Source organism: Nocardia spongicola, assembly GCF_047200775.1.
Classification (GTDB): domain Bacteria; phylum Actinomycetota; class Actinomycetes; order Mycobacteriales; family Mycobacteriaceae; genus Nocardia.
In genome coordinates this window covers 438358-461895 of sequence record NZ_JBJZOO010000002.1, presented here as the reverse complement: position 1 = coordinate 461895, position 23538 = coordinate 438358, and the positions used below count along the sequence as shown (strand labels likewise).

20 protein-coding genes are annotated in these 23538 nt (G+C 65.4%); 8 read left to right on the top strand and 12 right to left on the bottom strand.

Features of this window, described 5'->3' with window-relative positions; genetic code table 11:
* Positions 1-117 precede the first annotated feature (117 nt).
* The 3 genes from ACL02S_RS07145 (at position 118) to ACL02S_RS07135 (ending at position 1446) form a co-directional block, all read left to right on the top strand.
* Positions 118-822, top strand: coding sequence for a heme-binding beta-barrel domain-containing protein (locus ACL02S_RS07145; protein WP_412801498.1), 705 nt, complete (start codon positions 118-120; stop codon positions 820-822).
* A 91-nt stretch (positions 823-913) separates the two neighbouring features.
* A complete protein-coding gene (locus ACL02S_RS07140; RefSeq protein ID WP_412801497.1) occupies positions 914-1150 on the top strand; it encodes a ribbon-helix-helix domain-containing protein in 237 nt (78 codons plus the stop codon).
* The gene (locus ACL02S_RS07135; protein ID WP_412801496.1) at positions 1147-1446 is read left to right on the top strand and encodes a type II toxin-antitoxin system PemK/MazF family toxin; all 300 of its coding nucleotides are present in this window, start codon (positions 1147-1149) and stop codon (positions 1444-1446) included. The genes ACL02S_RS07140 and ACL02S_RS07135 overlap by 4 nt, the downstream gene beginning before the upstream one ends.
* A gap of 327 nt (positions 1447-1773) precedes the next feature.
* Here ACL02S_RS07135 and cydC read toward each other — a convergent pair whose 3' ends face one another.
* The 5 genes from cydC to ACL02S_RS07110 all read right to left on the bottom strand — a co-directional run bounded on the left by cydC (position 1774) and on the right by ACL02S_RS07110 (position 9242).
* Positions 1774-3456: a thiol reductant ABC exporter subunit CydC gene (cydC, locus tag ACL02S_RS07130; RefSeq protein ID WP_412801641.1), complete on the bottom strand. Its 1683-nt coding sequence runs from the start codon at positions 3454-3456 to the stop codon at positions 1774-1776.
* Between the two features lie 265 nt (positions 3457-3721).
* On the bottom strand, positions 3722-5560 hold the full coding sequence (locus tag ACL02S_RS07125; RefSeq protein WP_412801495.1) for an ABC transporter ATP-binding protein/permease: 1839 nt from the start codon (positions 5558-5560) through the stop codon (positions 3722-3724).
* 1 nt (position 5561) lies between these two features.
* A complete protein-coding gene (gene cydB / locus ACL02S_RS07120; protein WP_412801494.1) occupies positions 5562-6596 on the bottom strand; it encodes a cytochrome d ubiquinol oxidase subunit II in 1035 nt (344 codons plus the stop codon).
* A gap of 11 nt (positions 6597-6607) precedes the next feature.
* On the bottom strand, positions 6608-8101 hold the full coding sequence (locus ACL02S_RS07115; RefSeq protein ID WP_412801493.1) for a cytochrome ubiquinol oxidase subunit I: 1494 nt from the start codon (positions 8099-8101) through the stop codon (positions 6608-6610).
* Between the two features lie 220 nt (positions 8102-8321).
* Positions 8322-9242 carry an aminodeoxychorismate lyase gene (locus ACL02S_RS07110; protein WP_412801492.1) on the bottom strand — a complete coding sequence of 307 codons (921 nt, stop codon included), beginning with the start codon at positions 9240-9242 and terminating at the stop codon, positions 8322-8324.
* Positions 9243-9375: 133 nt separating this feature from the next.
* On the opposite strand from ACL02S_RS07110, the gene ygfZ reads away from it, so the two are divergent.
* From ygfZ to ACL02S_RS07090, 4 genes are all read left to right on the top strand, one after another.
* Complete coding sequence (gene ygfZ / locus ACL02S_RS07105; RefSeq protein WP_412801491.1) at positions 9376-10500, top strand: CAF17-like 4Fe-4S cluster assembly/insertion protein YgfZ; 1125 nt, start codon at positions 9376-9378, stop codon at positions 10498-10500.
* A gap of 116 nt (positions 10501-10616) precedes the next feature.
* A complete protein-coding gene (locus tag ACL02S_RS07100; protein WP_412801490.1) occupies positions 10617-11318 on the top strand; it encodes an MOSC domain-containing protein in 702 nt (233 codons plus the stop codon).
* Positions 11315-12268, top strand: a complete 954-nt coding sequence (locus tag ACL02S_RS07095; RefSeq protein ID WP_412801489.1) for an asparaginase — start codon at positions 11315-11317, stop codon at positions 12266-12268. The genes ACL02S_RS07100 and ACL02S_RS07095 overlap by 4 nt, the downstream gene beginning before the upstream one ends.
* 175 nt (positions 12269-12443) lie before the next feature.
* On the top strand, positions 12444-12656 hold the full coding sequence (locus ACL02S_RS07090) for a DUF3073 domain-containing protein (RefSeq protein ID WP_412801488.1): 213 nt from the start codon (positions 12444-12446) through the stop codon (positions 12654-12656).
* 195 nt (positions 12657-12851) lie between these two features.
* Here the strand turns inward: ACL02S_RS07090 and purM are convergent, their stop codons facing one another.
* The 6 genes from purM to purF all read right to left on the bottom strand — a co-directional run bounded on the left by purM (position 12852) and on the right by purF (position 21583).
* The gene (gene purM, locus ACL02S_RS07085; protein ID WP_412801487.1) at positions 12852-13928 is read right to left on the bottom strand and encodes a phosphoribosylformylglycinamidine cyclo-ligase; all 1077 of its coding nucleotides are present in this window, start codon (positions 13926-13928) and stop codon (positions 12852-12854) included.
* Positions 13929-14058: 130 nt separating this feature from the next.
* The gene (locus ACL02S_RS07080; RefSeq protein ID WP_412801486.1) at positions 14059-15762 is read right to left on the bottom strand and encodes an ABC transporter ATP-binding protein; all 1704 of its coding nucleotides are present in this window, start codon (positions 15760-15762) and stop codon (positions 14059-14061) included.
* On the bottom strand, positions 15755-16801 hold the full coding sequence (locus ACL02S_RS07075) for an ABC transporter permease (protein WP_412801485.1): 1047 nt from the start codon (positions 16799-16801) through the stop codon (positions 15755-15757). Before ACL02S_RS07075 ends, ACL02S_RS07080 begins: the two co-directional genes overlap by 8 nt.
* Positions 16801-17811, bottom strand: a complete 1011-nt coding sequence (locus tag ACL02S_RS07070) for an ABC transporter permease (protein WP_503129049.1) — start codon at positions 17809-17811, stop codon at positions 16801-16803. Before ACL02S_RS07070 ends, ACL02S_RS07075 begins: the two co-directional genes overlap by 1 nt.
* Positions 17812-17936: 125 nt before the next feature.
* On the bottom strand, positions 17937-19550 hold the full coding sequence (locus tag ACL02S_RS07065) for an ABC transporter substrate-binding protein (protein WP_412801484.1): 1614 nt from the start codon (positions 19548-19550) through the stop codon (positions 17937-17939).
* A gap of 440 nt (positions 19551-19990) precedes the next feature.
* Positions 19991-21583 carry an amidophosphoribosyltransferase gene (gene purF, locus ACL02S_RS07060; RefSeq protein ID WP_412801483.1) on the bottom strand — a complete coding sequence of 531 codons (1593 nt, stop codon included), beginning with the start codon at positions 21581-21583 and terminating at the stop codon, positions 19991-19993.
* A gap of 215 nt (positions 21584-21798) precedes the next feature.
* Between purF and ACL02S_RS07055 the strand changes: the two genes are divergently transcribed.
* Positions 21799-23064: a YhgE/Pip domain-containing protein gene (locus tag ACL02S_RS07055; protein WP_412801639.1), complete on the top strand. Its 1266-nt coding sequence runs from the start codon at positions 21799-21801 to the stop codon at positions 23062-23064.
* Between the two features lie 75 nt (positions 23065-23139).
* Here ACL02S_RS07055 and ACL02S_RS07050 read toward each other — a convergent pair whose 3' ends face one another.
* The gene (locus tag ACL02S_RS07050) at positions 23140-23535 is read right to left on the bottom strand and encodes a sterol carrier family protein (protein ID WP_412801482.1); all 396 of its coding nucleotides are present in this window, start codon (positions 23533-23535) and stop codon (positions 23140-23142) included.
* Between the last annotated feature and the right edge of the window lie 3 nt (positions 23536-23538).

Genomic DNA, 23538 nt, shown 5'->3' with positions numbered 1-23538 from the left:
GACACGGTGTCGCTAGACTCCGAATGTGGTCTTATTCTTCGAGATTCTGCTGGTGATCGCCGCCGTGCTGATCGGCTGGTTCGGGATGTACGTCTTCTACCGGTTGTTCACCGAATCATGAGCGAACTCGCGAGCGAAGGTTCCGATCCGGCCGAGCGAGCGAGCGAACAACTGAACGACACCGCCGCTACCGACGCCGCGCACCACAGCGGCGATCAGGCCGTCGCGGATGCCGCTGAACGAGCGAAATCCACCGGTGCCCGCAATATCCCGGTCCTACCGGATCTTCCGCTCCCCGAAGACACCGCCAATCTGCGGCTCGGGCCGGATCTGAGCGCCGCCATGCTCGCATTGCTACCACTGGTCGGTGTGTGGCGCGGCGAAGGAGAGGGCAACGATCCCGAACGCGGCGACTACCGGTTCGGCCAGCAGATCGTCGTCTCCCATGACGGTGGGGACTACCTGGCCTGGGAATCCAGGTCGTGGATCATCGATCCGGACGGGAGCTACGCGGGCCCCGATCTGCGCGAGAGCGGCTTCTGGCGGGTCGGCATCGACGGCGACGACGAGGTCATCGAGCTGTTGCTCACGCACAGTGGCGGCATCGTCGAACTGTTCTACGGACAAGCCTTGACGCAGTCGTCCTGGGAGCTGGCCACCGATGTGGTGATCCGCAGCCAGTCCGGCATCGTCGTCGGCGGCGCCAAACGTCTCTACGGCATCGTCGCCGGTGGCGACCTGGCCTACGTCGAAGAACGCGTCGTCGCCGATGGCCCCCTGGAACCCCGCCTCTCCGCCCGGCTCCAGCGCTACATCGGCTGACCCGGCTATCCCACCGGCCCCGGCCGCGTCCGCACGATGAGCTGCCGAACTTCACCGATTCAGCGAATCCCAAAACGGGTTCCATTATGGGATGAGCACTCAGATATCCGTTCGGCTCACCGACTCCACGGTGAGCTATCTCGACCGCATAATTTCGGATGGCGCGGCCCCTAGCCGCGCCGCCGTCATCGAACAAGCCCTGGAACGCGATCGGCTGCGCCGGGCCGCTGAGCGCGACGCCGAGATACTCGCCGCCACACCAGTCGATGACGATATGAACGCACTCGCCACCTACAACGCGGACACGCCTATGGACGATCTCGCGTGAGGGCGATCCACCTCGCGCAGCTGGACAAGACCAAGCCTGTCCTGGTACTCACCCGCGACGCTGTACGGCCCTACCTCACGCGGGTGACCGTCGCCCCGATCACCAGCACAATCCGAGGGCTGTCCACCGAGGTACGGGTCGGCCCCCGTAATGGCCTCGAACACGACAGCGTGATTTCCTGCGACAACATCGTGACCGTGCCGACCGATGCCATCGGCCGACTGCTCGGCTACCTCCATGCCGACGCTGAGCCCGACCTCACCGCCGCCATCCGATCGGCATTCGAACTGATCTGAGCCACGCTCCCACGCAAGACCTGAACGCAGCCGCCCCAACTGGTACGGCCTGAAGCCCCGGAGAGGCGGCACAGCACAGAACAGCCCCCGAGCCATACCGGGGTGATAGGGAAAATCACACAGGTCCGGTCGGACGGACCGGGGCTCGGGGGCCGGGTGACTGCCTGGTATTCGCTCAGCGCTCGCGCGAGCGTAATCACCTGCAGCGGTGGCGCTAGCGGACAGCCACCTCACGTGTCCTATGAATATCCATTCTTCGAACCACCTCCTTCCTCGTGTACGACCGAATCTAGCGACGTACCGGTAAGTCGGCAACGGAATTTATCGTTAAAGCGCGAGCGGCGCTTCCGGAGCGGTGCCGCCTGCCATGAAATCGCCGGGCACCTGGCCTGATGCCGCGACCCGTAGCACCACATCGGCACGATGATCCGGTGGCAGTTGATGGGTGACCACCACGACGACACGATCCGGTTCGACGAGTCCGCTCTCGACGTCGAGCAGCTCACGCAGCAGCTGCGTACCTGCCTCGGCCTCCAGATGCTCAGTGGGCTCGTCGAGCAGCAGCACCCGCGCCCGTGACACCAGCGCGCGGGCCAGCAGCAGCCGCCGACGCTGGCCGCCCGACACCGCCGCCGCCCCTGCGGTCAGATCGGTGTGCACCCCCTTGGGCAACCCGTCCAGCCAAGGACCGAGACCGACTGTTCGCAAGGCGTCATCGGCTTCTTTCTCGGTGAGGTCACCGCGGGCGACCCGCAGATTCTCCAGTACCGATGTGCTGAACAGGTGGGCATCCTCGGCGAAGAAAGTAATGCCGGGGCGCGGTGTGTCGAATAATCCGGCCCAGGTCATCAGCAGTGTCGTCTTACCCGCGCCGCTCGGGCCGACCACGGCGATCCGCCGTCCTTGCGGTAGCGCCGGAATACGCGGATCGGTGGCGCAAGCCGCATCGGCCTGCTCGGTCCACACAGCGGGCCGTGTGGTCGCGACGCCTGCGGTCGGATCACTTTCCAGGTCGGTCAGCCGGTGCAGGGCCGCGCGCGCGGTCGTCAATGCCTGTGCCGCCGCGGGCAACGAACCGACCGCTTCGAAAGCCGAGAGGGGAAGCAATACCAGCACACAGAGCGCCATGGGAGTCATCGTGCCCACTGGCGCCCCGTCGGCACCGTACAGCGTGATGCCGATCAGCAGCGCACCGAACACACTGACGCCGATCGACAGCGGCAGCGCCGCGGCCGCCCACGCGCTACGGGACGCCGCGGTATCTTCTGCCGCGCCCGCCCGGCGCGAGGCGGCCGCCGCGGCGGCGAGGGCGGCATCCAGCCTGCCCGCGACGCGTAATTCGGGCGCGTGGTCGAGAATGGTGAGCCCCTGCGCGGTGAACTCGGCTCGGTCGGCGCGCACCGCGCGTTCGGCCTCGGCCGCCGCCTTCGCCGACAACCACGGCGCGATGATCCCGGACAGTAACAATGCGGCGGCCAGGATCGCGGCGGCTGCCACCGAGAGTACGGCCAGCAGGGTCACCGCCGCGACGGAGAGGACGACAGCGACCGCGACCGGCACGAAGACCCGTACCACTACGGCACCGAGATCATCGATATCGCTGCCGATCCGGACCAGCAGATCACCCCGTCGCGGTGCAGCGGAACCCACGGCGGCCTGCACCGACCCCATCGCTCGGCGGCTATCGATACCCGCCGGCTCCGGCCTGCGCAGCCAGAAATCCGAGCGGGCCAGCGTGCGATAGACGGTCGTACGTGCTGCCGTCATGGCACGTAGCGCGACATCATGGGTCTCCAGCCGTTCCAAGTACCGGCACAATCCGCGCGAAATACCCAGCGCGCGCACCGTAACTACGGCGATGGTCAGGTCGAGTACCGGCGGCATCTGCCAGGCCCTCGCGATCAGCCACGCGGCCAGCGCCGCGAGCCCGAGCCCGCTGCCGAGTGCCAGCACACCCCAGGCGATCGCCACCAGAACCCGTGGCAAGGAGAGCTCGAGCAATGCCCACATCCGGCGCAGATCGCCGAGCGGAGTAGCGCCAGGCGCGCGGGACGCAATGCCGGGTGCGCGGGGCGCGATACGCGGCGCACTGGTCGCGCTATCCACATCTGCGCGCTCACCCTTGGCTCGGCTCACGATAGTCATGCTGCCACGAACCACTGGCTCGCCCACCCGGCACCGGGCCTACGTACCACGGTTCTCGCTGCCCCGATCATCCGCCTTGTGCCGCCCGCCGACCTCGGCGGCCACTGAGCCAGGACGGAACCCGCCCTGTTCATGGGCCGGCCTCCACGAGCCGATCCGCGCGCACCTGGACAATCCGATCGGCCGCCGCCAGCACCGTAGGGCGATGTCCGATGACAACGACCGTCGCGCCCGCCTCGGCCTGGCGCCGAAGTGCGCGGAGCACTGCGGCTTCGGCCTCGGCGTCCAGATGTGCGGTCGGCTCGTCCAGCAACAGAATCGGGCGGCTCGCGGCCAGCACCCTGGTCAGTGCGAGACGCTGCCGCTGCCCGAGCGACAACCCGGTACCGCCGGGTCCGACCACGGTGTTCCACCGGTCGGGCAGCTCGTCGAGCACGGTATCGAAACCGGTGACAGCGCATACCTCGGCGAGATCATCCGTGCCGCCGAACCACTCCCCCGCACCCCGGTCCGCCGCTGCGCCGAGCAACTCGAGATTGTCCCGCAGGGTGCCCGGCACCAGCACCGGCCGCTGCGGAAGCCACGCCACACGGGCCCACCACCGGTCTGCGGGCAGCGCACGCACATCGACTCCATCGACGGTAACCGCGCCGCGATCAGGGGGGAGCAAACCCAGAATCGCTTGCACCGCTGTCGACTTCCCACTTCCATTGGGACCGGTGAGCACAGTCAGACAGCCGGGAGCGCACACCGCCGACAATCCCGCTGGTGCGAGCCCATCTCGTGTTCGCACCGAAAGATCGCGGATTTCGAGCAATCCGCCGTCCGGCCGCCGGATATCGTTCTCCGCCGCTCCCTGATCACCCGGTACCTGCTCGGGCGTTGCCGCGGCCCGGTCACTCCCTTGCGCAGGCACCGCTTCCAGAATCGCGAATGCCTTGTCCGCTGCGGCCATACCGTCCTGAGCGGCATGGAAACGCTCACCGACCATACGGAGCGGCAAATACACCTCAGGGGCAAGCACCAGGGCCACCAGGCCCGCGTAGAGGCTCATCTCACCGAATACCAGCCGCATACCGATAGAGACCGCGATCAACGCCACACTCAATGTCGCGAGCAACTCCAGCACCATCGAGGACAAGAAGGCGATGCGCAGTGCCCGCATGGTGCGCTGCCGTAGCGCGTCACCGAGATCACGCACCCGATACCGCATGGTGCGCGGTCCCGCGGCATGGCTCAGCGGGCCCGAACCGGTATCGCTCTGCCCCGCACGCACCGAATGCGCTGGATCATCAGGCTCTGCGCCGCCGGTCTCCCGACCGAGCGCCCGCAGGGTCGGCATGCCTGCGAACAGGTCGAGCATCTGATCCGACAGCCGGGTGGTCGCCGCGAGCGTGGCTTCGGCCCGCCCCTGGGTCAGCTTCCCGATAAGGATCATGAAAATCGGGATGAGGGGCAGTGTGATCACCACGATCACACCGGAAGTCGGATCATGCGCCGCGATGACCGCGAGCACGATCGGTGGAACCAGCACCGCAAGCAGCAGAGCGGGCACATAGCCGACGAGATAGCCGCGCAGTCCGGACAACCCGGTGCCGACCACAACGGCCAGCTCGGTCCTGCGGATATCCAGCTCGCGCGGGGATTGCCGCGCGCCGGCCGCGAGTACCGCGTTCTCCAGCTCCGCTACCACCTTCGCGCCCGCTCGATGGGCCAGCCGGGATTGCAGCCAGGTGGCGAGTACCCGCACCACGATGGTGAGCGCGAGGACCAGCAGCTCCACCGCCCACGCACCGAGTGTGCGCTGATCCGGATCGGTGACGACGCCGGCGAGCACCCGCCCGATCAGCACCGCCGCCAGTACGATCGCACCGGTGATCACCAGCGATAACGCGACACTCAGCGCCAGATAACTACGCGCGGAACGGGCATATCGCCACAGGCGTGGATCGATCGGCGGCCGAGCCATATCAGCGATCCCGCGAGGTCTCCAGCGGCAGGCCCACCGAAGCAGGGATCTGCTCCACCGTGATCCGCTTGCGGAACACCCAGTAGGTCCACCCCTGGTACATCAGCACGACCGGGGTCACCAGCACCGCGGCCCAGCTCATCACCCGCAGGGTGTAGGGCGTCGATGAGGCGTTGTGGATGGTCAGGTCGAAAGCCGCGTCGAGCGTCGAGGGCAGGACGTTCGGGAACAGCGACCCGAACAGCAACGCGGTGGCCGCGGCCACGGTCACCGTGGTACCGGTGAATGCCCAGCCGTCGCGGCGGGCGAAGTCGGCGCCGCTCGCCACGACGAACCCGACCACAGCCAGTGCCAGCGGAATCCAGGTCCACCCCGTTCCGTAGGCCAGCTGGGTCCACAGCCCGAATCCACCGACCACCACCACGGTGGGGGCCAGCAACAGCCTGGCGGTGCGCCTGGCATCGTCGCGGATCTCACCGCCGGTCTTGAGCACCAGGAACATCGCGCCGTGCAGCGCGAACAGCAGTCCGGTCGCCAGTCCGCCCAGCAGGGCGTAAGGACCGAACAGATCTGCTATCGACCCCGCGAATTGCTTATCCGCGTCGAGCGGGACACCGTGCACCACATTGGCGAATACCCAGCCCCAGGCCAGCGCCGGAATCCAGGAGCCGATGCCGATGCCGATATCACAGCGAGCTCGCCAACGTGGGTCATCGATCTTGCCGCGGTACTCGATAGCGCAGATGCGCAGGATCAGTGCCACGAGCAGCAGCAACAACGCCAGATAGAAACCGGAGAACAGGCTGGCGTACCACTCCGGGAACGCCGCGAACATCGCACCACCCGCGGTGATCAGCCAGACCTCGTTGCCATCCCATACCGGCCCGATCGTATTGAGCGCAACGCGCCTACGCGCATCGGAGCCCTTACCGAGGATCGGCATGAGCATACCGACCCCGAAATCGAAGCCCTCCAGTACGAAGTAGCCGGTGAACAGCACACCGATCAGGACAAACCAGAACTCTTGCAGACTCATCGTTGCTGCTCCTAGTAGGCGAACGACAGTTGTTCGACGGCGGGTTCTCCGGCACCACGACCGCCCGAGTTCGCGTCGGTATCGCGCGGCTCGGTCGCGGCGGGCGCGACCGGGTCCGGCCCGTGGATCACATATCTACGGATCAGGTAGAACCACACCACGGCGAGCGCGCCGTACAGCAGCGTGAAGACGATCAGCGAGAACAGCACCACACCGGGTGAATGGTCCGAGACACCCTGCTGCACGGTGAGACGCAGGTTCGGATCGCCGGTCGGATTCGGTACCACCACCCAGGGCTGTCGGCCCATTTCGGTGAACACCCAGCCCGCGCTGTTGGCCAGGAACGGCGTGGGAATGGCGAGCAGGCTCAGCCAGGAGAACCAACGCTGATCCGGTACCCGGCCGCGGCGGGTGAGCCACAGCCCGGCCAGCGCCAGCAGTGCCGAGCCGAGCGCAAGGCCGATCATGGCCCGGAACGACCAGTAGGTGACGAACAGATTCGGCCGGTAGTCGCCTGGACCGTATTTCTCGGTGGCGGCCTGCTGCAGATCGGTAACGCCTTCCAGCGTCACACCGCTGAACGAGCCCTCGGCCAGCCAGGACAGCACATACGGCACCTCGAGCACATGTGTGACGCCGTCACAGTTGTTGTGCGTACCGACGGTCAGGAGAGAGAAAGCGGGATCGGTCTCGGTGTGACACAGCGATTCCGCCGAAGCCATCTTCATCGGCTGCTGTTCGAACATCAGCTTGCCCTGGATGTCTCCGCTGTAGACCAGCGCGGCCAATGACACGATCATCACGTAGATGCCGGTTCGAGCGGCGGGCCGCCACATGGCGCGCGCCTCGGCCAGTTTCGCTTCGTCGCCGCTGCGCGCATTGCGGACCATCCACCAGCCCGCGATACCAGCGACGAACGTGCCCGCTGTGAGGAAAGATCCGGCGACCACGTGCGGGAAGGCCGCCAGTGTCGTGTTGTTGGTGAGGAGCGCGACGATGCTGTCGAGTTCCGCGCGGCCGGTCTCCGGGTTATAGCTGGCGCCGACCGGATGCTGCATGAACGAGTTGGCGGCGATGATGAAGTACGCGGAGGCATTCACGCCGATGGCGACCAACCAGATCGTGGCGAGGTGCAGGAGTTTCGGCAGCCGGGTCCAGCCGAAGATCCACAGCCCGAGGAAGGTCGATTCCAGGAAGAAAGCGACCAGCCCTTCCAGCGCGAGCGGCGCGCCGAACACATCACCGACGAAGCGTGAGTACTCGCTCCAGTTCATACCGAACTGGAACTCCTGCACGATGCCGGTCGCGACGCCCAATGCGAAGTTGATCAGGAACAACTTGCCGAAAAATTTGGTCAGCCGCAGCCAATGTTCTTTTCCGGTGATCACCCAGGCCGTCTGCATCGCCGCGATCAGCGGCGCGAGACCAATGGTCAACGGCACCAACAGGAAGTGGTAGACCGTCGTGATCCCGAACTGCCATCGGGAGATATCCAGGGCGTTCAAACCGACCTCCTGCCCAACTACGACATGCCGTAGTAAGCCTACGCCGGGGGCGATAGGGGACCATGGGACTAAAGTCCCTAATCTCGGTGCTCCCGCGTCGGATCAGATCGGATTCACCGTGCTCATCGCCATCACGCACGCGCGTGAATAGGATGAAGATCACCCTCTGCGCCGAGGAATACACGACACCGGGGACCGGTCGAACGCACCGGCGAGCGGGTCACCAATCGCCGATGGCGCCTGTCCGTTCGATGCCGCGCCCTACCAGCTCGATGATCTCCTCGGCATTATCCGGTGCGGACATCCGCAAACCGTCCAGCGAATTCACCCGCGCTGCCAGCGAAATGCTCGACAGCAACCAAATGCTGTCACAGGTGAGCAGATCGGCGGTGAACAGTGAGTCGTAGCGGCACTCCCAGCCCGCTTTCCCGGCTTCGGCGAACAGCGCGCGCTGCGTGACGCCAGGCAGCACACCGTGCTTCGCGGGTGGAGTGATCAACTGCTTATCGCGCGCGATCACCACAGTGGAACGCGGCCCCTCCAGTACCCGATTCTCGGTGCTGGTGAAGATCACGTCGTCCACGCCCATGCGCGCGGCGAACCGTAAGGCGGCCATGTTGGTGGCGTAGGACAGAGTTTTGGCGCCGAGCAACTGCCAGGGCGCTGCCTGCGCGAGATCGATCGAGATGCCACGCGCCAGAGTCATCACGGAGACACCTTCGGTACGTGCCTTCGCCGCGCGCTCGGGTACCGGGACCACCAGTACGAAAGCTGTCGGCACCGGCACAGCGGCGGCGAGGTCACCACTGCGCACTCGGTCGGGGGTATCGGCCAGTTCGCGGTCGCGACCGCGGGTCAGCACCAACCGCATCATTCCTTCGCGCTCATCACCCCATGCACGCACGGCGGTCTCCACCGCCACACGCCATTTCCCCAGCTCCGGCTCCGGCATATCCAGTGCCTGCGCCGAACGCCGCAGTCTGCCTAGATGGAATTCGAGCGCATACGCGATTCCCCCACGCACCAGCACCGTTTCGAAGACCCCATCCCCACGCAATACGCCGATATCGTCCGCGAACAACAACGGCGCGTCCGCGTCTCGCACCACGCCATCAAGCGTCACCAAGACTCGATCCACCATGGGTCGAGCGTAGGTGGTCGGTACCGGCGATGCCTATGCCATGGCGAGTTTCCCGAGGTTGTCATGGCGACTTTCCCAAGGTTGCCGGGGAGCCCTACCGCACCACCGGACGGGCACGCCTAGAGTGGGAAAGGTGTCCGTGGTCGTTGCGCCCAGCCCTATCCTCAGCGCACCGGGAGCCGTCGCGGCAGCATCCGGTTCCCCCGATGCCGCCGTCGCCTGGCACTACGGTGATCCGTTCGGTGAACAACGCGCGGCGGCCGAGCGCGTCGCGATCGTCGATCGCTCGCATCGATTCGTCCTGCGTATCACCGGTGCGGAGCGGCTCACCTGGTTGCACACCATCGCCAGTCAGCATGTCGCCGCGCTCGGCGACGGGCAATCCGCGGAGAGCCTCGACCTCGATGTGAACGGCCGGGTACTGCATCACTTCGTCCTCACCGAACTGGGCGGTGCGGTCTGGATCGATACCGAGGCCGAGCGCGGCCAAGATCTGCTCGATTTCCTGCGGAAGATGGTGTTCTGGGCCGCGGCCGAGCCCGAAGCGGCCCCCGATTACGCGATACTGAGCCTGCTCGGCCCTCGGGTTGCCGAGCTGACCGGGACGCTCGGCATCTCCACCCTGCCCGGCGACTACGCGGCGACACCGCTGCCCGGCGGCGGGTTCCTCCGCCGGATGCCATGGCCGACGACGGATTCCTTCGATCTGGTCATCCCCCGCGAACAGCTGACCGACTGGTGGACCCGGCTCACCGCGGCCGGCGCCGCGCCCGCCGGAATGTGGGCATTCGAAGCGCTACGGGTCGCGGCCGTACGTCCCAGGATCGGGCTGGACACCGACGAGCGGACGATCCCGCACGAAGCTCGCTGGATCGGCGGCGTCGCCGAACAGGGAGCCGTCCATCTGGACAAAGGCTGTTACCGCGGCCAAGAGACGGTCGCGCGGGTACACAACCTCGGTAAACCACCACGGCTGCTGATGTTGTTGCATCTGGACGGCTCGGCGGAGGAGCGCCCGGCCACCGGCACCGATGTCACCGTGGGTGGCCGGGTGGTCGGCAGGCTCGGCACCGTCATCGATCACTACGAGCTCGGTCCCATCGCGCTGGCCCTGATCAAGCGCACGGTTCCGGCGGATACCGCGTTGACCGCTGGCTCGGCCGCAGCCGCCATAGACCCCGATTCGGTACCCGCCGACAATGCGCCGCAGGCAGGCCGGATCGCAGTCGAACGGCTGCGCGAGCACGGCAAACGTTGACCGGAAACCGGTCACCACGCCGATCGATACCAACCGCTACCCGACGCAAGGCTTCCCACCGACAACGGGTTCCCGCGCCAACCGGGTTCCCACTGCTGACGAGAGGAGCGCTTTCTATGCGCACCGGTGATTCCGGCGAGGTCCTCGCCATCTGCGTGGTGCACGCCGACCTCGAAGTACCAGGACGGATCGGTCGCACTGCCATCGACAAGCGGCCGGTACCCGGCCGAGTCGGGGTGCGCGCCCTCGGGGTGGACGGCGATCACGTCTGCGATGTGGAGGACCACGGTGGGGTACATCAAGCCGTCTACGCGTACGCCGAAGAGGACGCCCATCGGTGGAGTACCGAACTCGGCCGGGAACTGCCCGCGGGCTGGTTCGGCGAGAATCTTCGGATCGCCGGGCTCCCGATCAGCGACGCTGTGATCGGATCGCGCTGGGCAATCGGCGACACCCTGTTGGAAGTGAGCGCGCCGCGAGTACCGTGCGCCACGTTCCAGCATTGGAGCGGCGAGCGGCAGTGGGTCAAGCGATTCACGTTGCGCAGTGACACCGGCGCCTATCTGCGGGTACTCACCGAAGGCACGATCGGGGCAGGCGATCAGGTCTCGGTGGTACATGTACCAGGCCATGGCGTCACCGTCCGCGACGTATTCAACGGCACGGATCTCGCCCTGCTGGAGACCCTGCTCGCCGAGGAACCGAGCGTTTCCGACGACGTGCGCAAACAAATCGAACGACACGCACGCAGACACGCCAACACGGCGGGTACCGCGGCACCCGCTGCCGCGAAGCACAGCCAGGGAGCGCATTCGTGAGTGTGGAATTGGTGGAAGTCATCCGCTCGGGCTTCCGCGAATGCGTGCACCGCGGCTCGGTAGTGGTGCTCGACATCGAGGGCAAGCAGGTGCGCACCCTCGGCGAGGTGCATCGGCCGATTCTCCCCCGCTCGACGAATAAGCCGATGCAGGCCATCACCATGCTGCGGCACGGCTTCGAACCACTCGATACGGCGGAGCTGGCCATCGCCACCGCCTCCCATTACGGGGAGCCGGAGCATCTCGCCCTGGTACACAGACTGCTCGACCGGTTCGGATTCACCGAGAAATCTCTCGAATGTCCGCCCGACCTGCCGATCGATGACAACGCTCGTGCCGTGGCGCTGACCAGCGGACCGGGCAGACAGCCCATCTTCATGAACTGTTCGGGCAAGCATGCGGCGATGCTCGCGACCTGTGCGATAAACAGCTGGCCGACCGAGGGTTATCTGGACCAGGACCATCCGCTGCAGCGGGCGGTGAGCGCTACCGTGGCCGAGCTGACCGGGGAGCCGGAATCCGACCTCGGCCGTGACGGCTGCGGACTTCCGATCATCCCGGTCTCGCTGACGAATCTGGCCAGGGTGTTCGCGATGCTGGCAACAGCTGAGCCCGGCACTCCCGAACGGCGGGTCGCCGATGCCATCCGCGCGCATCCGCGAGTGATTTCCGGCACGAACAGTCTCGATCTGCTCGTCATGCGGGCGACTCCAGGATTGGTGTGCAAGGTCGGCGCGGATGGCCTGCATGTGGGTGCGTTGCCGGACGGATCGGCCTTCGCCTACCGGATCGACGACGGTCACGATCGCGCCCGAATGCCCCTGACGCTGGCCATTCTCCAGCAGATGGGGATCGACTGGACCGATACACATGCGGAGCTGGCCACTCCCGCGGTGCTCGGCGGCAGCGCCGAAGTCGGTGTGATCCGCGCGATACCCGGAGTTGTGTAACGATTCGCGCACACGGCGACAGCCGGGCAAACGGTACCGGTTCGACAGCTCTTCCCCCACTCCTGGAAGCAAGACGGCCGGACACACGCTAAAGTGTCTGTCAGGAAGAGTATTAATTCGAACGGGGCCGCCACCAAACCCCAGGCCGCCCCGCTGTGACGCGAGGGGGTCAGCCATGGGCCGTGGCCGGGCTAAGGCAAAGCAGACCAAGGTCGCACGCGAGCTCAAGTACAGCTCGCCCACGACCGACTTCGCGAGCCTTCAGCGCGAGCTTTCGGGAAGCCCCAACTCCCAGCGGAGTGGTGGTGTGCTGTCCGATGAGCAAGACGCGGGCGACTCCTTATCCCGCTGGGATGAGGACGACGACTACGACGACTGGCGCCGCTGACTCGGATTACGCCTGAAGGGGGAGGTCGGCGGGCCTCCCCCTTCAGGCGTTGTCGGGTTGCCGGACCGGCGCCGCAAGGCTTGCCATATAGAAGCATCGAAGTCCCGCATCCTCAGTGGATGCGGGACTTCGATGTGTCCGCTCGGCCGCAGGCCCTCCGGCTCGACCGATGCGACCTCCGGCGGCTCGCCGCGCTCAGAACCGCGGATGTTCGCCGATCAGCACAGCGCGTACGGCATCGGCATCCTTGGCCTTCTTGACCGTACCCAGCGTCCAGCACTCGACATGTCGCGCGGTCAACACCGCCAGTGCCCGATCCACGTCTTCCGGGGCGACCACGGCGACCATACCGACCCCCATGTTGAACGTCTTCTCCATTTCGGCACGATCCACTCGGCCACGCTGTGCGATCAGCTTGAACACCGGCGCCGGATTCCAGGTGCCCCGATCCAGTTCGGCAACCAGCCCCGCCGGAAGCACCCTGGCCAGGTTGGCCGCCAACCCGCCACCGGTGACGTGGGCGAAGGTTCGCACATCGGTCTCGGCGATCAGCGCGAGGCAGTCCTTGGCGTAGATTCTGGTCGGTTCCAGCAATTCCTCACCGAGGGTGCGGCCGAATTCCTCGACATGCCCGGTGAGCGACATATGGTCGATATCGAGAAGCACCTTGCGAGCCAGACTGTAGCCATTGGAGTGCAGACCCGAAGAACCCATGGCGATCACCACATCGCCGGGACGAACTCGCTCCGGTCCGAGTACGGCATCGGCCTCGACAACGCCGACGCCGGTCGCGGACAGATCGTAATCGTCCGGGCCCATCAGACCGGGGTGTTCCGCAGTCTCACCACCGAGCAGCGCGCATCCCGCGCGCACGCAGCCTTCGGCGATACCGGAGACGAGCTCGGCCACCTTCTCCGGCACAACCTTGCCTATCGCGATGTAGTCCTGCAAGAACAGCGGCTCCGCACCACAGACCACGAGGTCGTCCACCACCATCGCGACCAGGTCGAGACCGACGGTGTCGTGCTTGTCCATCGCCTGCGCCACCGCGATCTTGGTGCCGACACCGTCGGTGGAAGCCGCGAGCAGTGGTTCGCGATAACCGCCCTTCAGTGCGAACAGCCCGGCGAAACCGCCGAGACCACCTTGGACCTCGGGCCTGGTCGCTTTCTTCGCCAATGGCCCGAACAACTCGACTGCGCGGTCACCTGCCTCGATATCTACGCCTGCCTCGGCATAAGAGGCTCCACCAGTGGGGGTCTGTTCAGTCATTTTCGGGGAAAGCTCCAAACCGAATCGGCGGATAGATGCCTGCTCACGCTACCGGAGCGGGATAACGACCCCACACCGGTATTGGCTCACCCTCTTGACAATAGGCGGGAACGAGCCGTAAGGCGGAATATCAGTCCGCCTCGCCTCCGTGGAACAGTTCGGCCAGCTGTGCCCGCCGGTGGCGCTGCCGCACCGGGTCGGGCACCGGTACCGCCGCGACCAGCCGCCGGGTGTACTCCTCCCGCGGGGCGCGCAAGATCCGGTCGCGATCGCCCTGCTCGACTACCGCCCCGTTGCGCAGCACCACAATGCGGTCGGCGAGCTGATCGACCACCGCGAGATCGTGGCTGATGAACAGGCACGCCCAGCCACACTCACGTTGGAGTTGTCCGAACAGCTCGAGTACCGCTGCCTGCACGGAGACATCAAGTGCGCTGGTCGGCTCATCGGCAACCAGCAAGTCCGGGGAGAGCACAAGGGCGCGGGCCAAACTGGCGCGCTGACGTTGCCCACCGGACAGTTCATGCGGGTAGCGGTGTTCGGTACCCGCCGGCAGCTGCACATCGTCGAGCAGCGTGCGCACCCTGTCCCGGATCTGCGCCGCACTGCCTGCCTTGTGCACGAGCAACGGCTCCGCCACGCACTCACCCACAGTGAGCCGCGGGTTCAGCGAGGCAGCCGGATCCTGGAACACGAACCCGAAGCGTCGCCGGATCGGCCGCAGCTTCCGCTGCGACAGTCCCGCGATGTCCTGCCCCTTGATCAGCACCGACCCAGAAGTCGGCTGTTGCAGCGCCGCGACACAACGACCGATGGTCGACTTGCCCGAACCCGATTCACCGACCAGACCGAGGGTCTCGCCTGGCCCGATGCCCAGGCTCACCTCGTCTACCGCGCGAAATCTCGGCCTGCCGAACGGCCCGGGGAACTCGACCACCAGATCACGCACCTCTAGCACCGGATCACTCGTGGCCACGGCGCTACTGTCCGCACTATCCGCTCGGCCGTGCGCGATCTGTTCGGTGCCGAGATGCGGCACCGCGGCCAGCAAAGCACGGGTGTACTCCGCGGTGGGACTGGCGAACAGTTCGTCCACCGGAGCCTGCTCGACCACCGCTCCCTCGCGCATCACCACCACGCGGTCGGCGATATCGGCCACCACGCCCATATTGTGCGTGATCAGCACGATCGCGCTGCCGATCCGGTCACGCAGATCGCGCAGCAGCGCCAGGATCTCGGCCTGCACCGTGACATCCAACGCCGTAGTCGGCTCATCGGCGATGATGACCTTCGGTTCGCAGGCGATGGCGATGGCGATGACCACGCGTTGTTTCTGCCCACCGGAGAGCTGGTGCGGATAGTAATCCACCCGATGCTCAGGATCTGGCAACCCGACCATGCGCAGTAACTCCACCGCACGCGCCTTGGCGGCTTTCTTGCTCAGGTCGGTGTGCGCCCGCAGTGCCTCACAGATCTGGAAGCCGACAGTGAACAAGGGGTCCAAGGCCAGACCAGGCTCCTGGAACACCATCGAGATCGCGCCACCGCGCAGTGCGGTGAGCTGCTTCTCGCTCATCCCGGTGATCGGTTCGGCGCCGAGGGTCACCAGTCCGCGCACCGAAGCGGTCTGCGGTAGCAACCCCATCGCCGTACGTGAACTCACCGATTTACCCGAACCTGACTCGCCGACAATGGCCAGCACCTCGCCGGGATAGACCTCGTAGGACACATCCGTGACCGCGCATACCGCCCCCGCGTCGGTGGCGAAAGTCACCGAGAGCGATTCGATGGACAGGGCGGGATGTCTCTTGTCGGTCGCAGCTGTCTCAGGCATTGTTCGTGTCCTTCCCGCCTGCGTCGGCGCCGTCCCGGACCGTCGGCGCAGCATCGGGTTGCGCATCGGCGGCGCTGTCCCCGCTGAGCACCGCAACGGCGCGGCGGGTACGCAGAATCGGATTGAGCGCCTCATTGAGGCTCTCGCCGACCAAGGTCATCCCGAGCACGACGAGCACGATGGCCACACCGGGGAAGACACCGGTCCACCAGATGCCGTTCGATACGTCCGGCAACGCCTTGTTCAGGTCGAATCCCCATTCGGCCGCCTGGGTCGGTTCGATGCCGAAACCGAGAAAGCCGAGACCGGCAAGGGTGAGGATGGCTTCCGACCCGTTCAGCGTGATGATCACCGGCAGCGACTGGGTGACATTGGCGAGGATATGCCGGAAGAGGATGCGCGTGGTCGACGCGCCGGTGACCCGCGCGGCATCGACATACGGTTCATGCTTCACCGCGATGGTCGCATTGCGCACTACCCGGAAGTACTGCGGCACGAACACCGCCGTGATCGCCACCCCCGCCGACAGCATGCCACCGAAACTGGTCGAGCGCCCACCCGCGACCACGATGGACACCACGATCGCGAGCAGCAATGTGGGAAACGCGTATATCGCGTCCATGAACAGGACGAGCACCCGATCCAGCCACCGGCCGATATAGCCGGACAGCAGTCCGAGTGGCACCCCGATCAACAAGGAGAGCACCAGCGAGATCGCGATCACCCACAGTGCGGTGCGCGCACCGTAGATCACCCTGGAGAACACATCCTCCCCGCGCACCGAGGTACCGAACCAGTGCTCCGCCGACGGTGCCTGCTGGCGGACGAAGTCGACACCGTCGGCGCTGTTCTGGGCGAATCCGTACGGTGCGATCAGCGGCGCGAAGATCGCGGCGAATACGAAGCATCCGACCAGGACGAGTCCGATGATCAGGGTCGCGCGCTGCGCTCCCGCGGTCATCGAGAACAACCGCAGGCCGGGTACGACGCGGCGCGGCAGCTGCGGCGCCGGTTCCTTCAGCAGTTCGGTAGCGGTCATCAGAACCTCACCCTCGGATCGATCAGCGCCACCAGCACATCCACCACGAAACTCATCACTGCCACGATGAGCGCGATGAACGCGACGATGCCCTGCACGGCGATGAAGTCACGCGCCGACAGATAGGTAGCCAGCTGGTAGCCGAGACCCTTCCACTCGAATGTGGTCTCGGTGAGCACCGAGGCGCCGAGCATCATGGCGATCTGCATGCCCATCACCGTGACGATCGGAATCATCGCATTGCGGAAGGCATGTCTACCGGTTACCACCCGCCGCGACAGCCCACGCGCCCGCGCGGCGTCCACATAGTCCGCACGCAACGTCTGGATCAGATTGATCCGCACCAGCCGCAGGAAGACGCCCGCGGTCAGCAACCCGAGCGCGATGGCAGGCAGTACCGCGTGTTTCAGCACATCGATCAGATATCCGGTATCGCCGTAGAGGATCGCGTCGATCACCATGATGTTGGTCTTCGGCGAGACGTGCTGCAGCTGTAGTTCGACATTGGTGCTGGCCCGGCCTGCCACCGGCAGCCAGCCCAGCTTGACCGCGAACACCAGCTTCAGCAGCAGACCGACGAAGAACACCGGCGCCGCATAAGCCAGGATGGCCAGCAACCGCAGCCCGATATCGGTGGCCGAATCCCGATGGGTTGCCGCGTATCTGCCCAGTGGGATGCCGATCGCGAACGCGACGAGCAGCGCCCAGAACACCAGTTCCAGCGAGGCGGCACCATACGTGACGACAACCTCGCTGATCTCCCGGTTGTCCTGGGAGCGACCGAGGTCCCCACGCAGAAGACCGGAAAGGTAGTCCCAGTACTGCGTCAGGATCGGCCGGTTCAGCCCGGCCGCCTCCTTGCGCTCCTCGATCTGTTGCTGATTCATCCGCCCACCGAGCGCCGCGCTGATCGGGTCGCCGACGACCCGCATCAGGAAGAATACGGCAGTCACCAGGATCCACGCGGTCACCGGAATCAGCAGTAGTCGAACACCGAGATAGCGCAGCAACGCCAGATGCCGAGAATCACTACCGCCCTTGCCGGTTCGAGGCAGACGGAAACGCCGGGCCAGAGTCGGCGACGGCGTCGGATCCGACGCGGTTACCTGCTCTGGCCCGGTTGCGTGCGCAGAACTCACTTGCTCAGCACCGAATAGCGGAACTTGAACGACGCGTCGAGCGTCTGCTCCACACCCTGTATGCCTGTGGCCGATACCGCGATCTGCTTACCGGACAGCAGCGGGAGGATCGGCAGGAAGTTCTGCGCGAGATCACGCTGCAACTGCTCGATCTGCTGCATCCGCTCGGCCTCGTCCTGCTCGGTCACCTCAGCGATCAATTGCGCGGTGATACCCGGGTCCTCGAAGTGCGACTGCAGGAAGTTGTTCGGGCCGAAGAACGGGGTGAGGTAGCTGTCCGGGTCCGGGAAGTCCGGGTACCAGCCGAGCTGATAGAGCGGGTAGGTGTCCTGCACCCGTTCCTTCTGGTAGGTGACCCACTCGGTGGACTGCAGATTCACCCGGAACAGCCCGGTGGCCTCGAGCTGCGACTTGATCGCCGCGTACTCCTCAGAGCTGCTCGAGCCGTAGTGGTCCGGGTTGTACTGCAGGTTCAGCTCGACCGGGGTCGCGATACCGGCATCGGCGAGGAACTTCGCGGCCTGGTCTTTGTTCGGCTGTGCGCCGTAGATGTCCTTGAACGGCTCCACCGCACCGGGGACACCCGGCGGCACCGACGAGTACGCGGGCACATAGGTCTTCTTGTAGACACTGTCGGCCAGTGCGTCCCGGTCGACGCTAGAGGCGATCGCCTTGCGTACGGCCAGCTTCTGCTCCGGGGTGCCGCCAGGCATGGTGTTCAGGTTGAACACGATATAGCGCAGCTCACCGCCGGAGCCCTCGTGCACGGCGACTCTGTTGTCGTTGCGCAGAGATTCGATATCGGTGGGGGTGAAGGACCGGTATCCGACATCGAGTGACCCGTTCTGCAGGTCCAGCTTCATATTGTCGGAGGTGGCGTAGTACTTCGTCGACACCGTCTCGGTCTTCGGGGCGCCGAGGATGCCGTCATAGCCGTCGAATGCCCGGTACTCGACCAGCTTGTTCTTGTCGTAGCTCTCGATGGTGTACGGGCCGGAGTATCCCTTGGCCCGCACCACATCGTCATCCGACATCACCGCGTCCGGCGAGTACACCTGCTCATCGACGATCGGGCCTGCCTGGGTGGCCAGAACCGAAGGGAAGGTCTGATCGTCGGCCATCTTCAACGTGAACGCGACAGTGCTCGCGTCAACGACATCGGTCTTGTCCAGGTTGCCCAGCAGCGACGCCGGTCCGTTCGGATCATTGATCCGCAGCATCCGGTCGAAGGAGAACTTGACGCTATCCGCGGTCAGCGGGTTGCCGTTGGCGAACGTCAATCCCTCTTTCAATGTGCAGGTATACACCGTGGGCGCGGTGAACTCGCACTTCTGCGCCGCATCGGGCGCTGGGGTCGCATCACCGGGTGCGAAATTGAGTAAGTGCTGGTAGATCTGCGTTTCCGCGGCAAAGGACCCGTAATCGTACGCAGCAGCCGGGTCGAGCGAGAAGATCTTGTCGGTGGTACCGACCACCAGCCCGGCGCTGCCTCCGGCATCGTCGGTCCGTCCGGAGCCACAGGCCGCCACCACCGATGCGGTCAGCGCTACCAGGCCGGCCGCCGCGACAGCTCGCGTTCCCGGCCTTCGCCCAATCCTCGAGTTCCTCATCACTATTCCACTTCTCTAGCGCCGCACCAGGCAGCCGTGGAGCACCGACTTGGCACGAACACAGTTGAACTTTCGGTCCGAAGGGCACGGTACCGCCGAAGCATTTTCGACACGTTACGTTTTCAAAGAAAAAAATTGACAGCCCTGCAGATCGCGCGCACGTCACTGGAAAGAGGTGGAAAACCCGGCCATCCACGCAGGCCGTGGCGCGCGAGAGCCCGAGTGCGCCCACACGATGTCTCAAATGCGCCACAGCGCAGCACGCGACAACCAGAGCACTACCCACGCGCGGTACGGGGACTCACCGGCGCGATGTCATCGACCGATTCCGGTGCCACGTCGAATCGAAACAGCGATGCCGAAACAGTGATACGGCGGATCGCCGGTGCATCCGAGCACAGCGAGCCAGCGACAACCCGCGGTCACGAACGGCTAAGCGGTCACGAACGACTCAGCGCACTCGCATTCGTGTTCTCGCGCAGCGGCATTGCCTCGGACTTGCCATTCAGCGCGCCCTCGAGCACATTCTTCCCGAAGGCCACCTCGGTGGGCAGTGGGATCGGATAGTTACCGTCGAAACACGCGGAACACAGCCGGGAGCGCGGCTGCTCGGTCGCGGCGATCATGCTTTCGAGTGAGATGTAGCCGAGAGTGTCGGCGCCGATCGATCGGCGCACGCCTTCGACCATATCCGCGACATCGCCTTCGGTCCCCGTACCATTGGCGATCAACTCGGCCCTCGAAGCGAAATCGATGCCGTAGAAACACGGCCATTTCACCGGCGGCGAGGCGATCCGCACATGGATCTCCAACGCACCCGCCTCACGCAGCATCCGGATCAGCGCGCGTTGCGTGTTCCCACGCACGATCGAGTCGTCCACGACGATCAGGCGCTTACCACGGATGACTTCGCGCAACGGATTGAGCTTGAGCCGGATGCCGAGCTGGCGGATGGTCTGGCTCGGCTGTATGAACGTGCGCCCGACATAGGCGTTCTTCATCAGGCCTTGTCCGTAGGGCAATCCCGATCCCTGGGCATAGCCGACCGCGGCCGGGGTTCCGGATTCGGGCACCGGAATCACCAGATCCGCCTCGACCGGATGCTCCTTCGCCAAGCGCCTGCCGATCCCCACCCTGGTGGCATGCACCGACCGGCCCGCGATGGCGCTGTCCGGCCTGGCCAGGTACACGTACTCGAAGACGCAGCTCTTGGGCTCGGGGTTGGCGAAACGCATCGAGCGCACACCGTCCGCGTCGATCGCCAGCAACTCGCCCGGCTCGATCTCCCTGACGAACGAGGCGCCGACGATATCCAGTGCGGCCGTCTCGCTGGCTACCACCCAGCCACGCTCCAACCTGCCGAGGCACAGCGGGCGAACACCGTGTGGATCACGCGCGGCGTACAGGGTGTTCTCGTCCATGAAAGTCAGGCAGAACGCGCCACGCAAGGTAGGCAGCAGCGCCATCGCGGCCTGCTCGATACTTGAATCGGCCGCGGCGTGCGCGAGCAGCGCGGTGACCACATCGGAGTCGGATGTCGCCGCGGCCGGCTGGGGGCGTCCATCATGGATCGTGGCGCCGATAAGTCCGAATTCCCTTGCGCGATGCGCCAATTCAGCAGTGTTGACCAGATTGCCGTTGTGCCCCAGCGCAAGCCCGGAACCGACCGCGGTGGTGCGGAAGATGGGCTGGGCATTCTCCCAGGTGACCCCGCCGGTAGTGGAGTAGCGGCAATGCCCGACCCCGATATGGCCAGGCATAGCGGCCAGCGTCTGCTCATCGAAGACCTGGCTGACCAGACCCAGATCCTTGAAGACGAGGATCTGCGCACCGTTCGATACCGCGATGCCAGCCGCCTCTTGCCCGCGGTGTTGCAATGCGTACAGGCCGTAATAGGTGAGCTTGGCCACTTCCTCCCCCGGCGCCCAGACTCCGAAGACACCGCACTCCTCGCGCGGCTCGCTCTCGTCGATATCCGAGGCGGAAAACGAGCCGGCGGAAGTGCTGTCGACCGGCAGTTCGGCGTTGGTCACCGTGTGCTCCCTTTCGGACGGGCTGAGGGGCACATTCATTCTACGGATGGGAATCCGCGCTCTCACACCGCCACCGCATCCGAACAGCAATTCGAGGTGAGCGCAGTTACGGCTTTCCGGTACCGGCAACTGCTACGGTGCGCACCGTGACCAATACGGACGACACGAGCAACACAGGAGCGAATGCGGCCGAGGTTCGGCGGCCATGGCCGCGTATGGTCCTGCTCCCGCTCGGAGTGCTGGTCCTGCTGACCACCCTGCTCGGCATCATGTATCTCGATTATGTCGCCGATCCGGAGAAGAACCTGCACGACTTCCCGATCGCGCTGGTCAACCGGGATCTGGGCGATGTCGCCGATAGCGAAACCCAGCAGCGAGTGAACTTCGGCGACCAGATCAGCGAGGGCCTGCGGCAGCGGGTGCCTGCCGACAAGATCGATCTGCGGATGCTCGGCATCAACGAGGCGGAACAGCAGATGCGGCTCGGGCAACTCTACGGTGCGATCATCATCCCGAGTGATTTCAGTAAGCGACTCAGCATTCTCGGTATGGGAAGCGTTATACCGGGGGATATCCAACAACCGATCATCACGGTGCAAACCAATCCGCGCACCGGCGCGTACGCCACCCAGATCGCGCTCCGGATCAGTAACGAGGCATTGACCGCGGTGAACAAGCAGGTCGGCGAGCAGTTGACCGAGCGGGTCAATGCGCAACTGACCCAGCAACCCGGCGGCCCACCCGCACCCGAATTGTCCGGTGCATCCAGAATTGTGCTGGCGCAGCCGATTCAGGTGATCACAGAGGAATACTATCCGCTGCCCAGCGGCAGCGGCCAGGGCTTGACCGCGTTCTTCTACGCGCTGCTGTTGCTGCTCGCCGGGGTGGTCGGCGCGATGGTCATCCACACCATGATCGATGCTCAGCTCGGCTTCGTCCCCACCGAGTACGGTCCGTGGTACGTGCACTACCCGCCGACACCCATTTCGCGATTCACCACACTGCTGATCAAATGGGGCGTTTTCGTGGTGGCGGCGAACGTCATCGCCGGGGTGTTCCTGCTCGTCGGCAAGCTGCTCGATATGCCGATCGACAACCCGCTGGCACTGTTCCTCTACAGCGTGCTCGCCATGACCGCGGTGGGCGTAACCGGACTGTCCACCCTGGCCGCAATCGGCTCTGCGGGTCTGCTGGTGAACCTGATCCTGTTCATCATCCTCGGCCTGCCGTCCTCCGGCGGCACCGTGCCGATCGAGGCGACACCACGCTACTTCGGCTGGCTTGCCGAGTTCGAGCCCATGCATCAGGTGTATCTCGGCGTGCGGTCGATCCTGTACTTCGATTCGAGTTTCCAGGCCGGACTCTCCCGCGGGGTATGGATGGCACTGTTGGGTCTCGCGGTCGGGCTGGTGCTCGGCACCGTGTTCACCCGTTTCTACGACCGCAAGGGACTCGAGCGCAGCAATATCCTCCAGGATTGAGCTCGTCCGGGTTCGAGCTCGCCTGCTGGAGAGCGTCCTGACTCGGGTGCGGGCGGCGCACTCGAGCAGCTCACCTCAGTTACCGCGCACCCGGGTGAGCGGTAACCAGTGGGCTATTTCCGCCGCCCTGGTACCCGAGGCGTGGACCGCACCAGCGGCCACCGCGGTATCGAAGTCGAGCAGGCCGGTAACCAGGAGCAGCCATGTCCGGGGAGTGGTCTCCACGACATTGGGCGGGGTGCCCCTGGTATGTCGTGGGCCTTCGACACACTGCACCGCGACGAATGGCGGTACCCGGACCTCTACCGAGTGCCCTGGAGCCGAGGCCGCCAGTGACCGCGCGGTAGTCCGCACTGCCTCCGCGAGCTCGGTGCGGGTCGGCGCGGCGACCGACTCGTCGCACAGCCACTCGCGTACCGCCGCCACCGCCGCCCGCATCTGCGCGGGATCAACCGTCCCTCGTCCTGCCACCGA

Coding starts and splice junctions, on each gene's coding strand:
- ACL02S_RS07145 (WP_412801498.1), top strand. CDS start 118: ATGAGCGAACTCGCGAGCGAAGGTTCCGATCCGGCCGAGCGAGCGAGC.
- ACL02S_RS07140 (WP_412801497.1), top strand. CDS start 914: ATGAGCACTCAGATATCCGTTCGGCTCACCGACTCCACGGTGAGCTAT.
- cydC (WP_412801641.1), bottom strand. CDS start 3,456: ATGTGGGCATTGCTCGAGCTCTCCTTGCCACGGGTTCTGGTGGCGATC.
- ACL02S_RS07125 (WP_412801495.1), bottom strand. CDS start 5,560: ATGGCTCGGCCGCCGATCGATCCACGCCTGTGGCGATATGCCCGTTCC.
- cydB (WP_412801494.1), bottom strand. CDS start 6,596: ATGAGTCTGCAAGAGTTCTGGTTTGTCCTGATCGGTGTGCTGTTCACC.
- ACL02S_RS07110 (WP_412801492.1), bottom strand. CDS start 9,242: ATGGTGGATCGAGTCTTGGTGACGCTTGATGGCGTGGTGCGAGACGCG.
- ACL02S_RS07100 (WP_412801490.1), top strand. CDS start 10,617: ATGCGCACCGGTGATTCCGGCGAGGTCCTCGCCATCTGCGTGGTGCAC.
- ACL02S_RS07090 (WP_412801488.1), top strand. CDS start 12,444: ATGGGCCGTGGCCGGGCTAAGGCAAAGCAGACCAAGGTCGCACGCGAG.
- purM (WP_412801487.1), bottom strand. CDS start 13,928: ATGACTGAACAGACCCCCACTGGTGGAGCCTCTTATGCCGAGGCAGGC.
- ACL02S_RS07080 (WP_412801486.1), bottom strand. CDS start 15,762: ATGCCTGAGACAGCTGCGACCGACAAGAGACATCCCGCCCTGTCCATC.
- ACL02S_RS07075 (WP_412801485.1), bottom strand. CDS start 16,801: ATGACCGCTACCGAACTGCTGAAGGAACCGGCGCCGCAGCTGCCGCGC.
- ACL02S_RS07065 (WP_412801484.1), bottom strand. CDS start 19,550: ATGAGGAACTCGAGGATTGGGCGAAGGCCGGGAACGCGAGCTGTCGCG.
- ACL02S_RS07055 (WP_412801639.1), top strand. CDS start 21,799: ATGGTCCTGCTCCCGCTCGGAGTGCTGGTCCTGCTGACCACCCTGCTC.